At 67.4% G+C, this 12,428-nt stretch carries 19 protein-coding genes; all 19 read left to right on the top strand.

Annotated features, from left to right (window positions below; translation table 11 throughout):
- Positions 1 to 100: 100 nt before the first annotated feature.
- The 19 genes from ACIP5M_RS26040 (at position 101) to rplF (ending at position 12,428) form a co-directional block, all read left to right on the top strand.
- Positions 101 to 2,749, top strand: coding sequence for an N-acetylmuramoyl-L-alanine amidase (locus ACIP5M_RS26040; protein ID WP_401201273.1), 2,649 nt, complete (start codon positions 101 to 103; stop codon positions 2,747 to 2,749).
- 104 nt (positions 2,750 to 2,853) lie between these two features.
- Entirely contained in the window at positions 2,854 to 3,969 is a 1,116-nt protein-coding gene (locus ACIP5M_RS26035; protein ID WP_401201271.1) for a hypothetical protein, read from the top strand.
- Between the two features lie 470 nt (positions 3,970 to 4,439).
- A complete protein-coding gene (gene rpsJ / locus ACIP5M_RS26030) occupies positions 4,440 to 4,748 on the top strand; it encodes a 30S ribosomal protein S10 (RefSeq protein ID WP_003948644.1) in 309 nt (102 codons plus the stop codon).
- 14 nt (positions 4,749 to 4,762) lie between these two features.
- Positions 4,763 to 5,407 carry a 50S ribosomal protein L3 gene (rplC, locus tag ACIP5M_RS26025; protein WP_007265899.1) on the top strand — a complete coding sequence of 215 codons (645 nt, stop codon included), beginning with the start codon at positions 4,763 to 4,765 and terminating at the stop codon, positions 5,405 to 5,407.
- Positions 5,408 to 5,411: 4 nt separating this feature from the next.
- The gene (gene rplD / locus ACIP5M_RS26020) at positions 5,412 to 6,062 is read left to right on the top strand and encodes a 50S ribosomal protein L4 (RefSeq protein ID WP_266574534.1); all 651 of its coding nucleotides are present in this window, start codon (positions 5,412 to 5,414) and stop codon (positions 6,060 to 6,062) included.
- The gene (rplW, locus tag ACIP5M_RS26015; RefSeq protein ID WP_007265901.1) at positions 6,062 to 6,385 is read left to right on the top strand and encodes a 50S ribosomal protein L23; all 324 of its coding nucleotides are present in this window, start codon (positions 6,062 to 6,064) and stop codon (positions 6,383 to 6,385) included. The genes rplD and rplW overlap by 1 nt, the downstream gene beginning before the upstream one ends.
- Before the next feature lie 39 nt (positions 6,386 to 6,424).
- Positions 6,425 to 7,261: a 50S ribosomal protein L2 gene (gene rplB, locus ACIP5M_RS26010; RefSeq protein WP_007265902.1), complete on the top strand. Its 837-nt coding sequence runs from the start codon at positions 6,425 to 6,427 to the stop codon at positions 7,259 to 7,261.
- 12 nt (positions 7,262 to 7,273) lie between these two features.
- Positions 7,274 to 7,555 (top strand): 30S ribosomal protein S19, encoded by a 282-nt coding sequence (gene rpsS, locus ACIP5M_RS26005; RefSeq protein WP_007265903.1) that lies wholly within the window; start codon positions 7,274 to 7,276, stop codon positions 7,553 to 7,555.
- Between the two features lie 43 nt (positions 7,556 to 7,598).
- A complete protein-coding gene (rplV, locus tag ACIP5M_RS26000; protein ID WP_401201266.1) occupies positions 7,599 to 7,946 on the top strand; it encodes a 50S ribosomal protein L22 in 348 nt (115 codons plus the stop codon).
- Entirely contained in the window at positions 7,946 to 8,785 is an 840-nt protein-coding gene (gene rpsC / locus ACIP5M_RS25995) for a 30S ribosomal protein S3 (RefSeq protein WP_007265905.1), read from the top strand. The genes rplV and rpsC overlap by 1 nt, the downstream gene beginning before the upstream one ends.
- Positions 8,786 to 8,790: 5 nt before the next feature.
- Complete coding sequence (rplP, locus tag ACIP5M_RS25990) at positions 8,791 to 9,210, top strand: 50S ribosomal protein L16 (protein ID WP_030026326.1); 420 nt, start codon at positions 8,791 to 8,793, stop codon at positions 9,208 to 9,210.
- Positions 9,210 to 9,434, top strand: coding sequence for a 50S ribosomal protein L29 (rpmC, locus tag ACIP5M_RS25985; RefSeq protein ID WP_054222532.1), 225 nt, complete (start codon positions 9,210 to 9,212; stop codon positions 9,432 to 9,434). The genes rplP and rpmC overlap by 1 nt, the downstream gene beginning before the upstream one ends.
- The gene (gene rpsQ / locus ACIP5M_RS25980; RefSeq protein WP_030008467.1) at positions 9,434 to 9,715 is read left to right on the top strand and encodes a 30S ribosomal protein S17; all 282 of its coding nucleotides are present in this window, start codon (positions 9,434 to 9,436) and stop codon (positions 9,713 to 9,715) included. Before rpmC ends, rpsQ begins: the two co-directional genes overlap by 1 nt.
- Positions 9,716 to 9,821: 106 nt before the next feature.
- Positions 9,822 to 10,190: a 50S ribosomal protein L14 gene (rplN, locus tag ACIP5M_RS25975; RefSeq protein WP_003956455.1), complete on the top strand. Its 369-nt coding sequence runs from the start codon at positions 9,822 to 9,824 to the stop codon at positions 10,188 to 10,190.
- Between the two features lie 2 nt (positions 10,191 to 10,192).
- Complete coding sequence (gene rplX / locus ACIP5M_RS25970; RefSeq protein WP_150258782.1) at positions 10,193 to 10,504, top strand: 50S ribosomal protein L24; 312 nt, start codon at positions 10,193 to 10,195, stop codon at positions 10,502 to 10,504.
- Positions 10,504 to 11,055 carry a 50S ribosomal protein L5 gene (gene rplE / locus ACIP5M_RS25965; RefSeq protein ID WP_030298216.1) on the top strand — a complete coding sequence of 184 codons (552 nt, stop codon included), beginning with the start codon at positions 10,504 to 10,506 and terminating at the stop codon, positions 11,053 to 11,055. Before rplX ends, rplE begins: the two co-directional genes overlap by 1 nt.
- 5 nt (positions 11,056 to 11,060) lie before the next feature.
- Positions 11,061 to 11,246 (top strand): type Z 30S ribosomal protein S14, encoded by a 186-nt coding sequence (locus tag ACIP5M_RS25960; protein WP_003956452.1) that lies wholly within the window; start codon positions 11,061 to 11,063, stop codon positions 11,244 to 11,246.
- Between the two features lie 223 nt (positions 11,247 to 11,469).
- Complete coding sequence (rpsH, locus tag ACIP5M_RS25955; protein WP_007265911.1) at positions 11,470 to 11,868, top strand: 30S ribosomal protein S8; 399 nt, start codon at positions 11,470 to 11,472, stop codon at positions 11,866 to 11,868.
- Between the two features lie 20 nt (positions 11,869 to 11,888).
- Positions 11,889 to 12,428: a 50S ribosomal protein L6 gene (rplF, locus tag ACIP5M_RS25950; RefSeq protein ID WP_215015307.1), complete on the top strand. Its 540-nt coding sequence runs from the start codon at positions 11,889 to 11,891 to the stop codon at positions 12,426 to 12,428.

Genomic DNA, 12,428 nt, shown 5'->3' with positions numbered 1-12,428 from the left:
CAGCCCCCGCCGGAGTGCCCGCCTCCGGTGGCCAGTAACATCCGGCCGAAACCAGGCTTGTCACCTGGTGGCTCGCTCGCTACAGGGGTTGGGGAACAACTTGAGACTTGGTCGTGCGCGCGGTACGGCTCTGGCTGCCGCGCTCGGTGTCGTGGCGGTGCTCGGTTTCCAGGGCGCGGCCAACGGACTCGGCTCGGACCCGCTGGACGGGATCGACTACAGCGCCCCCAACCAGGCCGGCGCTCCCGTCGAGGGCAAGGTCCACAAGCTCGCGCTGAAGGGCAAGGGAGGGGGCAAGGCCGCCCTCTCCCAGCAGGACACCAAGCCCTTCGGCCTGCTGGGCGTCTCCTGGAAGAACCCCTCCGCCCAGGTGAAGGGGGCCATCGAGGCCCGCACCCGGGACGCGGAGAGCGGCAAGTGGTCCCGGTGGATCACCCTGGAGCCGGTCAAGGCGGGCATGGACGGCAGGCGTCCCGGCGCACGCGGTGCCACCGAGCCCGTCTGGGTCGGCCTGTCGGACGGTGCCGAAGTCCGCGTGGACGGCGGCGGGGCGCTCCCCGAGGGCCTGGAGCTGAACCTGGTCGACCCGGGCACCGGCAAGCCGGCCAGGAAAAAGAAGAAGGGCGACCTGGCAGCGGCCCCGGTGGCCTTCGCGGCCCCGGCGGAGGACCCCGTACCGCCGACGCCCGCCGATCCGCCCACCACCCCGCCGACGGTCCCCGGGCCGGAGTCCACCGCGCCGAAGCCGACCGTGGTCTCGCGCGTGCAGTGGGGCGCGGACGAGTCCCTGAACGACGAGGGCCCGATCTACCTCCCCGGTGGCAAGGTCAAGGCGGTCTTCGTCCACCACACCGCGATCGCCACCCCGTACGAGTGCACCGAGTCCGAGGCGATCGTCCGCAGCCTGCACGTCTACCACGTGCAGACCAACGGGTGGCGGGACCTCGGCTACAACTTCCTCGTCGACAAGTGCGGCAAGGTCTTCGAGGGCCGGCAGGGCGGTGTGGACCAGCCCGTCTACGGCGCGCACACCTTCGGCTGGAACTCCGAGTCGACGGGCATCGCCGTACTCGGCGACTACACGGACGCCGGGGCCTCCGCGCAGGCGCTCGCGGCCGTGTCCGATGTCGCCGCCTACAAGCTGGGCCAGTACGACGGCGACCTCAACGGCACGACGACGCTGGTCGCGGGCGAGACCCAGAAGAACTACTCGGGCACCGCCTTCACCAAGGGCGAGACGTACACCTTCAAGTCGCTCTCCGGCCACCGGGACGGCTACAACACCCAGTGCCCCGGCAACTCGCTCTACCCGCAGCTGGCTTCGGTCCGCACCTCGGGTCCCGCCGGGAAGCTGAAGGTCGCCTCCGTGAACGGGGCGGCCGTCCAGCCGGGCGCCGGCTTCGAGACCCCCGGTCCGGTGACCGTCGGCTGGGAGACCAGCACGGCGAGCGCCCTGGTGAGCAAGTTCGAGCTGCTGGTCGACGGCAAGCCGGTCGTCACCACCGCGGGCACCGCCCGTTCGGCGTCCACGACGCTGCCACTCGGCAGCCACCAGCTCCAGGTGCTGGCGACCACGACGAACGGCAAGGTGGCCACCAGCCTCCCGGTCACCGTCCTCGCGGAGGCCAAGGCCATCAAGTTCGTCCCGGTCTCCCCGAAGCGCCTGATGGACACGCGTGAGGGTCTGGGCGTCGCGAAGGCGCCGGTCGGCCAGGGCGGCGTGGTGACCCTGCCGGTCGCGGGAGTCGGCGGCATCCCGGCGACGGGCGTGACCGCGGTCGTCCTGAACGTGACCGCGACCAACCCGACGGCCGCGAGCTACGTCTCGGTCTACCCGAGCGGTACGACCCGTTCGAGCGCCTCCAACCTGAACTTCACGGCGGGCCAGACGATCCCGAACCTGGTGGTCGTCCCCGTCGTCGACGGGAAGGTCAGCTTCTACAACAACGCGGGCAGCGTGGACCTGATCGCGGACATCACCGGCTTCTTCACCTCGGCCGGCGAGGGCGCCACGCACACCAGCTACGGCCCCACGCGTCTGATGGACACCCGTGAGGGCCTGGGCGTGCCGAAGGCCCCGGTCGGCCAGGGCGGCGTGGTCACCCTCCCGGTCGCGGGCGTCGGCGCGATCCCGGCCACCGGGGTCAAGGCCGTCGTGCTGAACGTGACGGCGACCAATCCCACGGCGGCCAGCTTCGTCTCCGTGTACCCGAGCGGCACGGCCCGCAGCAGCGCGTCGAACCTGAACTTCTCCAAGGGCCAGACCATCCCCAACCTGGTGGTCGTCCCGGTCGTCGACGGGAAGGTCAGCTTCTACAACAACGCGGGCAGCGTGGACCTGATCGCGGACATCACCGGCTACTTCTCCGACAGCGCCACCGGCTCCACGCACACCAACATCGGCCCGAAGCGCCTGATGGACACGCGTGAGGGTCTGGGCGTGGCGAAGGCGCCGGTCGGCCAGGGCGGCGTGGTGACCCTGCCGGTCGCGGGAGTCGGCGGTGTTCCGGCGACGGGCGTGACCGCGGTGGTCCTGAACGTGACCGCGACCAACCCGACGGCCGCGAGCTACGTCTCGGTCTACCCGAGCGGTACGACCCGTTCGAGCGCGTCGAACCTGAACGTCACGGCCGGCCTGACGATCCCGAACCTGGTGGTCGTACCGGTGGTCGACGGGAAGGTCAGCTTCTACAACAACGCGGGCAGCGTGGACCTGATCGCGGACATCACGGGCTACTTCACCAAGTGATCTGAGAGCACCTTCCGCACCGCGCACGACACACAACGGAGGCCCCGCACCCCACGGTGCGGGGCCTCCGTCCTGACGCAGAGACCGGACATCGGATGAGGGGCATGGGACAGAACGACGAGGGCAGGCCGGGCGTCTCCGACGAGGAGTGGGCCCGGTTCATGGAGCAGGCAGCCCAGGGACCGGGGGAGGCGCCCAAGGAGCCGTCCGCACGGGCACGCATGGTGACCGAGCGGTTGCGGGAGCAACAGGCCCAGGAACCGCCGGGGTGGCGGACGGGGCCCGCCTGGCAGGAGATGCGGGGCCGCGGCACGGCCCGCCGGAGGCTCAAGGCCACCCTGGCCATCGTCTTCATAGCGGGCCTCGCACTGGTGGCCGTACGGCCGGAACTGGTGATAGACCGCCTCACCGGCAAGGCCGGAGCCCGCCAGGAGGCCCAGAACGCCGCGCCGCTGCCCGCCGAGTCGGCGCGTCCCTCCGAGCCCGCGGCGGCCGCGCCGCCGGACCGGCCGACCCTGGCCGAACCCTTCCGCGGCTCCCCGGCGCTCCAGTGGGCCGACGGAGCCGCCGGCATCGAGGTGCCGGAGGCCACAGCGATCGGCGGGATGAGCAAGGAGCAGGTCGCGGACGCGCTGGAGAAGACCAGGCGGTTCCTGATCGCGTCGAATCTGGACCCGGCCACCCTGCGCGGGGAGCGGCCCACCGCCGCGCTGGCGATCCTGGATCCCCGGCAGCCGGAGGTTCCGGAGCGGCTGGAGCGCTCGCTGACGCATCCCACCGCGCAGGACACCCCGGTGACGCTCTTCACCCGCTTCGACCCCGCCCGGGTCAAGCCCGTCGGCGACGTCGTCAAGGTGCGCGGCAGCATGCACGCCGAGCCGGGGCAGCGCGGGGAGCTGCTGGTGGTCGCGGACTACACCTTCGTCCACCCCATGACGGAGGCCGGCGGCACGGGCGTGCAGCGCTCCATCGTGCGCCGGCAGATCACCCTGGCCCTGCTCGACCCGGCGCGCTGGGAGACCACGCGGGGCCGGCTCCAGGCGCGCGCGTACACCGCGGAGTGGTCGAACGTGGCGTGCGAGGCGGCCGACGGATTCCTGCACCCGCACTTCCCGCTGGACGCGCCGTCCGGGTCGGCGCCCTCCGGGCCCGCCACGGATCCGTACGACCGCAGCCAGGACATTCAGGGCGAAGGGTGCGGAACCATCACGCGCTCCTGACCGGCGGAGATCCCGCCGGGGTGACGCGCGTGGTGCAGTTTGACCACTCACCGTGGCGGGGTATTCTCTTCGGCCCGATTGGCCAGGTACGTGCCTCGTATGGCAGACTACTCAAGTTGCTCGGCTGAGTGCCGATGCTGCGCGCCTCCCGCCGGGAGGACCGGAAGCGAGTCCCACAGTACTCGTCGTCCTTAATCTGCCTTCCGGGGCAGCAATGGGGGCGGACGTACGGGAATCTTCTGGGAAGTGTCAGCACGGTGCCCACCAGGCACTCGGTGGGTGTTTCTCCCCCGAAACGCGGTCACAGGGACCGCACCCCCTTGGACGAGGGAATTTCCGTATGGGAATTTTCTGTAGAGGGAGTGCGACACGCCCGACCGCGTGGGTCGGAGAGAAGCCGCAGAACCCCGGTTCCGCAGCCTCCCGAGGGCCAGAGCGTTTCCACATAGAGACAGGACTACGGAGTAGCCATGGCGGGACAGAAGATCCGCATCCGGCTCAAGGCCTACGACCACGAGGTCATCGACTCCTCGGCGAAGAAGATCGTCGAGACGGTGACGCGCACTGGTGCGTCGGTCGCGGGCCCGGTGCCGCTGCCCACTGAGAAGAACGTGTACTGCGTCATCAAGTCGCCGCACAAGTACAAGGACTCGCGCGAGCACTTCGAGATGCGCACGCACAAGCGCCTGATCGACATCCTCGACCCGACGCCCAAGACCGTTGACTCGCTGATGCGCCTGGACCTTCCGGCCGGCGTTGACATCGAGATCAAGCTCTGAGAGGCGTCGAGAAGATGGCAAAGCAGATCAAGGGCGTCCTGGGCGAGAAGCTCGGCATGACCCAGGTCTGGGACGAGAACAACCGTGTCGTCCCGGTGACCGTCGTCAAGGCCGGGCCCTGCGTCGTTACCCAGGTCCGTACGAACGACATCGACGGCTACGAGTCGGTCCAGATCGCCTTCGGCGAGATCGACCCGCGCAAGGTGAACAAGCCCCTCAAGGGCCACTTCGCCAAGGCCGACGTGACCCCCCGCCGCCACCTGGTGGAGCTCCGCACCTCCGACGCCAGCGAGTACACGCTCGGCCAGGAGATCACTGCTGAGGTGTTCGAGTCCGGCGTCAAGGTTGACGTCACGGGCAACAGCAAGGGCAAGGGCTTCGCCGGTGTCATGAAGCGGCACAACTTCCGGGGCCTCGGCGCCGGTCACGGTGTGCAGCGCAAGCACCGCTCCCCCGGTTCGATCGGTGGCTGTGCCACCCCTGGGCGTGTCTTCAAGGGCATGCGCATGGCCGGTCGCATGGGTAACGAGCGCGTCACCACCCAGAACCTGACCATCCACGCGGTTGACGCGGAGAAGGGTCTGCTGCTCATCAAGGGCGCGGTCCCCGGTCCGAACGGCGGCCTCGTCCTGGTCCGTACCGCGGCCAAGGGGGCTTGAGGTAATGAGCACCATTGACATCCTTTCGCCGGCAGGCGACAAGGCCGGTACCGTCGAGCTCCCCGCGGAGATCTTCGACGCGAAGACCAGCGTTCCGCTGATCCACCAGGTCGTTGTCGCCCAGCTGGCTGCTGCCCGTCAGGGCACGCACAAGACCAAGACCCGTGGCGAAGTCCGTGGTGGTGGCCGCAAGCCGTACCGCCAGAAGGGCACCGGCCGCGCCCGTCAGGGTTCGACCCGCGCTCCGCAGTTCGCCGGCGGTGGCGTCGTCCACGGCCCGCAGCCGCGTGACTACTCGCAGCGGACCCCCAAGAAGATGAAGGCCGCCGCCCTCCGCGGTGCCCTCTCTGACCGTGCGCGTCACTCCCGCATCCACGTCGTCACCGGCGTGGTCGAGGGTGCCGCCTCCACGAAGGCCGCCAAGACGCTGTTCGGCAAGATCTCGGAGCGCAAGAACCTGCTCCTGGTCGTCGAGCGTGCCGACGAGGCCGCGTGGCTGTCCGCCCGCAACCTGCCCCAGGTTCACATCCTGGAGCCGGGCCAGCTGAACACGTACGACGTGATCGTCTCTGACGACGTGGTCTTCACCCAGGCCGCTTTCGAGTCCTTCGTGTCTGGCCCCAAGGCCGATGAGACCGAAGGGAGCGACGCCTGATGTCTGAGGCGACCGTTACCAGCAAGACCTTCACCGACCCGCGCGACCTGCTGATCAAGCCGGTCGTCTCGGAGAAGAGCTACGCGCTGCTGGACGAGAACAAGTACACGTTCATCGTCGCGCCCGGCGCCAACAAGACCCAGATCAAGCAGGCCGTCGAGGCGGTCTTCTCGGTCAAGGTCACCGGGGTCAACACGATCAACCGTCAGGGTAAGCGCAAGCGCACCAAGACCGGTTTCGGCAAGCGCGCCAACACCAAGCGCGCCATCGTGACCCTTGCCGAGGGCAACCGTATCGACATCTTCGGCGGCCAGGCCTCCTAACGGAGGTCTAGTCGTCCGGAATCGGACGAGGACTGAGAAATGGGTATCCGCAAGTACAAGCCGACGACCCCGGGCCGTCGTGGCTCCAGCGTCGCCGACTTTGTCGAGATCACGCGGTCCACGCCGGAGAAGTCGCTGGTCCGCCCCCTGCACAGCAAGGGCGGCCGTAACAACACCGGTCGTGTGACCGTTCGCCACCAGGGCGGTGGCCACAAGCGCGCCTACCGCGTGATCGACTTCCGTCGTCACGACAAGGACGGCGTGCCGGCCAAGGTCGCGCACATCGAGTACGACCCCAACCGCACCGCGCGCATCGCGCTGCTGCACTACGCCGACGGCGAGAAGCGCTACATCATCGCGCCGCGCGGTCTGCAGCAGGGTGACCGGATTGAGAACGGCCCCACGGCCGACATCAAGCCGGGCAACAACCTCGCGCTCCGCAACATCCCGGTCGGTACCACGATCCACGCGATCGAGCTCCGCCCCGGTGGCGGCGCCAAGTTCGCGCGTTCCGCTGGTGCCTCCGTGCAGCTGCTGGCGAAGGAGGGCGTCATGGCCCACCTCCGCATGCCGTCCGGTGAGATCCGTCTCGTCGACGCGCGCTGCCGCGCCACGGTCGGCGAGGTCGGCAACGCCGAGCAGTCGAACATCAACTGGGGCAAGGCCGGCCGCATGCGCTGGAAGGGCGTTCGCCCGACCGTCCGCGGTGTCGCGATGAACCCGGTTGACCACCCGCACGGTGGTGGTGAGGGCAAGACCAGCGGTGGTCGCCACCCGGTCTCCCCGTGGGGTCAGAAGGAGGGTCGTACTCGCTCGCCGAAGAAGGCTTCGAGCAAGTACATCGTCCGCCGCCGCAAGACGAACAAGAAGCGCTAGGAGCGGGTTTAGATGCCGCGCAGTCTCAAGAAGGGGCCCTTCGTCGACGACCACCTCGTAAAGAAGGTGGACGCCCAGAACGAAGCCGGCACCAAGAACGTCATCAAGACCTGGTCCCGTCGCTCGATGATCATCCCCAGCATGCTGGGTCACACCATCGCGGTGCACAACGGCAAGACCCACGTCCCGGTGTTCGTCACCGAGTCGATGGTCGGCCACAAGCTCGGCGAGTTCTCGCCGACTCGCACCTTCCGCGGCCACGTCAAGGACGACCGGAAGTCGAAGCGCCGCTAAAGGCGGGGTGGTTACGACTATGACTTACACCGAAGGGACAACCATGGAAGCCAGGGCCCAGGCGCGGTACATCCGCGTCACGCCCATGAAGGCCCGCCGCGTGGTGGACCTTATCCGTGGCATGGATGCCACGGAGGCTCAGGCGGTCCTGCGTTTCGCCCCGCAGGCCGCGAGCGTGCCCGTCGGCAAGGTGCTGGACAGCGCCATTGCCAACGCCGCGCACAACTACAACCACCCGGACGCCTCCACGCTGTTCATCAGCGAGGCGTTCGTGGACGAGGGCCCGACCCTGAAGCGGTTCCGTCCGCGTGCGCAGGGCCGTGCCTACCGGATCCGCAAGCGGACCAGCCACATCACCGTGGTCGTCAGCAGCAAGGAAGGTTCCCGGTAATGGGCCAGAAGGTAAACCCGCACGGGTTCCGACTCGGCATCACCACGGACTTCAAGTCCCGCTGGTACGCCGACAAGCTGTACAAGGACTACGTCAAGGAAGACGTCGCCATCCGTCGGATGATGACGTCCGGCATGGAGCGCGCCGGCATCTCGAAGGTTGAGATCGAGCGCACCCGTGACCGCGTGCGTGTGGACATCCACACCGCTCGTCCTGGCATCGTCATCGGCCGCCGTGGCGCCGAGGCCGACCGCATCCGCGGTGACCTCGAGAAGCTCACGGGCAAGCAGGTCCAGCTGAACATCCTCGAGGTCAAGAACCCCGAGCTCGACGCTCAGCTGGTTGCCCAGGCCGTTGCCGAGCAGCTCTCCTCCCGCGTCTCCTTCCGTCGTGCCATGCGCAAGAGCATGCAGGGCACGATGAAGGCCGGCGCCAAGGGCATCAAGATCCAGTGTGGCGGCCGCCTCGGCGGCGCCGAGATGTCCCGCTCCGAGTTCTACCGCGAGGGTCGTGTGCCGCTGCACACGCTGCGCGCGAACGTGGACTACGGCTTCTTCGAGGCCAAGACCACCTTCGGCCGTATCGGTGTGAAGGTCTGGATCTACAAGGGCGACGTCAAGAACATCGCCGAGGTTCGCGCCGAGAACGCTGCGGCCCGTGCGGGTAACCGCCCGGCCCGTGGTGCCGGCGCTGGCGACCGTCCCGCCGGCCGTGGTGGCCGTGGTGGCGAGCGCGGCGGCCGTGGTGGCCGCAAGCCGCAGCAGGCTGCTGGTGCCGAGGCCCCCAAGGCCGACGCTCCCGCCGCCGCTCCGGCCGAGAGCACCGGAACGGAGGCCTGACCGACATGCTGATCCCTCGTAGGGTCAAGCACCGCAAGCAGCACCACCCGAAGCGCCGCGGTATGGCCAAGGGCGGTACTGAGGTCTCGTTCGGCGAGTACGGCATCCAGGCGCTCACCCCCGCCTACGTGACGAACCGCCAGATCGAGGCGGCTCGTATCGCGATGACCCGCCACATCAAGCGTGGCGGCAAGGTCTGGATCAACATCTACCCGGACCGCCCGCTCACGAAGAAGCCTGCCGAGACCCGCATGGGTTCCGGTAAGGGTTCTCCCGAGTGGTGGATCGCCAACGTGCACCCGGGCCGGGTCATGTTCGAGCTGTCCTACCCGAACGAGAAGATTGCTCGTGAGGCGCTCACCCGCGCTGCTCACAAGCTTCCGATGAAGTGCCGGATTGTTCGGCGCGAGGCAGGTGAGTCGTGATGGCGACGGGAACCAAGGCGTCCGAGCTCCGCGAGCTCGGCAACGAGGAGCTCGTTGGCAAGCTGCGCGAGGCCAAGGAGGAGCTGTTCAAGCTCCGCTTCCAGGCGGCCACGGGTCAGCTGGAGAACAACGGCCGGCTCAAGTCCGTCCGTAAGGACATCGCTCGCATCTACACCCTGATGCACGAGCGTGAGCTCGGTATCGAGACGGTGGAGAACGCCTGATGAGCGAGAACAACGTGACTGAGAAGACCGAGCGCGGTTTCCGCAAGACCCGTGAGGGCCTGGTCGTCAGCGACAAGATGGACAAGACCGTCGTCGTCGCCGTCGAGGACCGCGTGAAGCACGCGCTGTACGGCAAGGTCATCCGCCGTACGAACAAGCTCAAGGCGCACGACGAGCAGAACGCTGCCGGCGTCGGCGACCGCGTCCTCATCATGGAGACGCGTCCGCTGTCGGCGAGCAAGCGCTGGCGCATCGTCGAGATCCTCGAGAAGGCCAAGTAATTCGTCCGGGGGGTTTCCCCCGGATTCGTTCCGCCAGGCTCGGTGGGGGCCTCGCTCCTCGGAGTGAAGCCCCCGCCGGGAACCGGCAGACAAACAGGAGATAGACGTGATCCAGCAGGAGTCGCGACTGCGTGTCGCCGACAACACTGGTGCCAAGGAGATCCTTTGCATCCGTGTTCTCGGTGGCTCCGGTCGCCGCTACGCGGGCATCGGTGACGTCATCGTCGCCACCGTCAAGGACGCGATCCCCGGTGGCAACGTGAAGAAGGGTGACGTCGTCAAGGCGGTCATCGTTCGCACCGTCAAGGAGCGCCGCCGCCAGGACGGCTCGTACATCCGCTTCGACGAGAACGCCGCTGTCATTCTCAAGAACGACGGCGACCCTCGCGGCACCCGTATCTTCGGCCCCGTGGGCCGTGAGCTGCGCGAGAAGAAGTTCATGAAGATCATCTCGCTCGCGCCGGAGGTGCTGTAAGCATGAAGATCAAGAAGGGCGACCTGGTCCAGGTCATCACCGGTAAGGACAAGGGCAAGCAGGGCAAGGTCATCGTTGCCTTCCCCGCTGAGAACCGTGTCCTCGTCGAGGGTGTCAACCGGGTCAAGAAGCACACCAAGGCTGCGCAGAACCAGGCCGGTGGCATTGTGATCACCGAGGCCCCGGTCCACGTCAGCAACGTTCAGCTGGTTGTGGAGAAGGACGGCAAGAAGGTCGTCACCCGCGTCGGCTACCGCTTCGACGACGAGGGCAACAAGATCCGCGTTGCCAAGCGGACGGGTGAGGACATCTGATGGCTACCACTCCGCGTCTCAAGACGAAGTACCGCGAGGACATCGCGGGCAAGCTGCGTGAGGAGTTCTCCTACGAGAACGTCATGCAGATCCCCGGCCTCGTGAAGATCGTGGTCAACATGGGTGTGGGCGACGCCGCCCGCGACTCCAAGCTGATCGACGGCGCCATCCGCGACCTGACGACGATCACCGGTCAGAAGCCGGCCGTCACGAAGGCCCGCAAGTCCATCGCGCAGTTCAAGCTGCGCGAGGGTCAGCCGATCGGCTGCCACGTCACCCTCCGTGGTGACCGCATGTGGGAGTTCCTGGACCGTACGCTGTCGCTCGCGCTGCCGCGTATCCGTGACTTCCGTGGTCTGTCGCCGAAGCAGTTCGACGGCCGTGGCAACTACACCTTCGGTCTCACGGAGCAGGTCATGTTCCACGAGATCGACCAGGACAAGATCGACCGTACCCGGGGTATGGACATCACCGTGGTCACCACGGCGACCAACGACGACGAGGGCCGTGCCCTCCTTCGTCACCTCGGCTTCCCCTTCAAGGAGGCGTAAGCGAGATGGCGAAGAAGGCTCTTATCGCGAAGGCTGCCCGCAAGCCCAAGTTCGGTGTGCGTGCGTACACCCGCTGCCAGCGCTGCGGTCGTCCCCACTCCGTGTACCGCAAGTTCGGCCTGTGCCGCGTCTGCCTTCGTGAGATGGCTCACCGTGGCGAGCTGCCGGGCGTGACCAAGAGCTCCTGGTAAATCCCCCTCGTCCGCAAGGACTTGGGAAGTACCAGGCACTCTCGGTAAGCATCTGGACGGCGGCTGCCCGGCCCTGCATGCCTTAGGCTTGTGTGGTTGGGCGTCCGCCGCCCATAACGACTTACTACGCCGTAGGTCCCCGCACCGCACCCGTCCCGCCACTGAGCGGGGAGAGGGATGGCGCATACAGGAAACCCCGGCGAGAGAGGCCGAAGGCCACTTCATGACCATGACTGACCCGATCGCAGACATGCTCACGCGTCTGCGTAACGCTAACTCGGCGTACCACGACACCGTCGTGATGCCGCACAGCAAGATCAAGTCGCACATCGCAGAGATCCTCAAGCAGGAGGGTTTCATCACCGGCTGGAAGGTCGAGGACGCCGAGGTCGGCAAGAACCTCGTCCTCGAGCTGAAGTTCGGGCCGAACCGTGAGCGCTCCATCGCGGGCATCAAGCGGATCTCGAAGCCCGGTCTGCGCGTGTACGCGAAGTCCACCAACCTGCCGAAGGTCCTCGGTGGCCTGGGCGTGGCGATCATCTCCACGTCCCACGGTCTCCTGACCGGTCAGCAGGCAGGCAAGAAGGGCGTAGGTGGGGAAGTCCTCGCCTACGTCTGGTAGTCGGGAACGGAGGAAAAGCAATGTCGCGAATCGGCAAGCTCCCCATCCAGGTTCCCGCCGGTGTGGACGTCACCATCGATGGCCAGACGGTCGCCGTGAAGGGCCCCAAGGGTTCCCTCGCGCACACCGTTAAGGCGCCCATCGCAGTCGTCAAGGACGAGGACGGCGTTCTGAACGTCACCCGCCCGAACGACGAGCGTCAGAACAAGGCCCTGCACGGCCTGTCCCGCACGCTGGTGGCGAACATGATCACCGGTGTGACCACGGGATACGTCAAGGCTCTCGAGATCAGCGGTGTCGGTTACCGCGTGGCCGCGAAGGGCTCCGACCTGGAGTTCCAGCTCGGCTACAGCCACCCGATCCTGGTGGAGGCGCCCGAGGGCATCTCCTTCAAGGTCGAGTCGCCGACCAAGTTCTCGGTCGAGGGCATCGACAAGCAGAAGGTCGGCGAGGTCGCCGCCAACATCCGCAAGCTGCGGAAGCCCGACCCGTACAAGGCCAAGGGTGTCAAGTACGCCGGCGAGGTCATCCGCCGCAAGGTCGGAAAGGCTGGTAAGTAG

The organism is Streptomyces sp. NPDC088762 (genome assembly GCF_044750905.1).
GTDB lineage: Bacteria > Actinomycetota > Actinomycetes > Streptomycetales > Streptomycetaceae > Streptomyces.
This window is presented reverse-complemented; position numbering and strand designations above follow the sequence as displayed.

What these genes read in the sequence shown, in the direction of transcription:
- ACIP5M_RS26035 (WP_401201271.1), top strand. Translation starts at nt 2,854, where the DNA reads ATGGGACAGAACGACGAGGGCAGGCCGGGCGTCTCCGACGAGGAGTGG.
- rpsJ (WP_003948644.1), top strand. Translation starts at nt 4,440, where the DNA reads ATGGCGGGACAGAAGATCCGCATCCGGCTCAAGGCCTACGACCACGAG.
- rplC (WP_007265899.1), top strand. Translation starts at nt 4,763, where the DNA reads ATGGCAAAGCAGATCAAGGGCGTCCTGGGCGAGAAGCTCGGCATGACC.
- rplD (WP_266574534.1), top strand. Translation starts at nt 5,412, where the DNA reads ATGAGCACCATTGACATCCTTTCGCCGGCAGGCGACAAGGCCGGTACC.
- rplW (WP_007265901.1), top strand. Translation starts at nt 6,062, where the DNA reads ATGTCTGAGGCGACCGTTACCAGCAAGACCTTCACCGACCCGCGCGAC.
- rplB (WP_007265902.1), top strand. Translation starts at nt 6,425, where the DNA reads ATGGGTATCCGCAAGTACAAGCCGACGACCCCGGGCCGTCGTGGCTCC.
- rpsS (WP_007265903.1), top strand. Translation starts at nt 7,274, where the DNA reads ATGCCGCGCAGTCTCAAGAAGGGGCCCTTCGTCGACGACCACCTCGTA.
- rplV (WP_401201266.1), top strand. Translation starts at nt 7,599, where the DNA reads ATGGAAGCCAGGGCCCAGGCGCGGTACATCCGCGTCACGCCCATGAAG.
- rpsC (WP_007265905.1), top strand. Translation starts at nt 7,946, where the DNA reads ATGGGCCAGAAGGTAAACCCGCACGGGTTCCGACTCGGCATCACCACG.
- rplP (WP_030026326.1), top strand. Translation starts at nt 8,791, where the DNA reads ATGCTGATCCCTCGTAGGGTCAAGCACCGCAAGCAGCACCACCCGAAG.
- rpmC (WP_054222532.1), top strand. Translation starts at nt 9,210, where the DNA reads ATGGCGACGGGAACCAAGGCGTCCGAGCTCCGCGAGCTCGGCAACGAG.
- rpsQ (WP_030008467.1), top strand. Translation starts at nt 9,434, where the DNA reads ATGAGCGAGAACAACGTGACTGAGAAGACCGAGCGCGGTTTCCGCAAG.
- rplX (WP_150258782.1), top strand. Translation starts at nt 10,193, where the DNA reads ATGAAGATCAAGAAGGGCGACCTGGTCCAGGTCATCACCGGTAAGGAC.
- rplE (WP_030298216.1), top strand. Translation starts at nt 10,504, where the DNA reads ATGGCTACCACTCCGCGTCTCAAGACGAAGTACCGCGAGGACATCGCG.
- ACIP5M_RS25960 (WP_003956452.1), top strand. Translation starts at nt 11,061, where the DNA reads ATGGCGAAGAAGGCTCTTATCGCGAAGGCTGCCCGCAAGCCCAAGTTC.
- rpsH (WP_007265911.1), top strand. Translation starts at nt 11,470, where the DNA reads ATGACCATGACTGACCCGATCGCAGACATGCTCACGCGTCTGCGTAAC.
- rplF (WP_215015307.1), top strand. Translation starts at nt 11,889, where the DNA reads ATGTCGCGAATCGGCAAGCTCCCCATCCAGGTTCCCGCCGGTGTGGAC.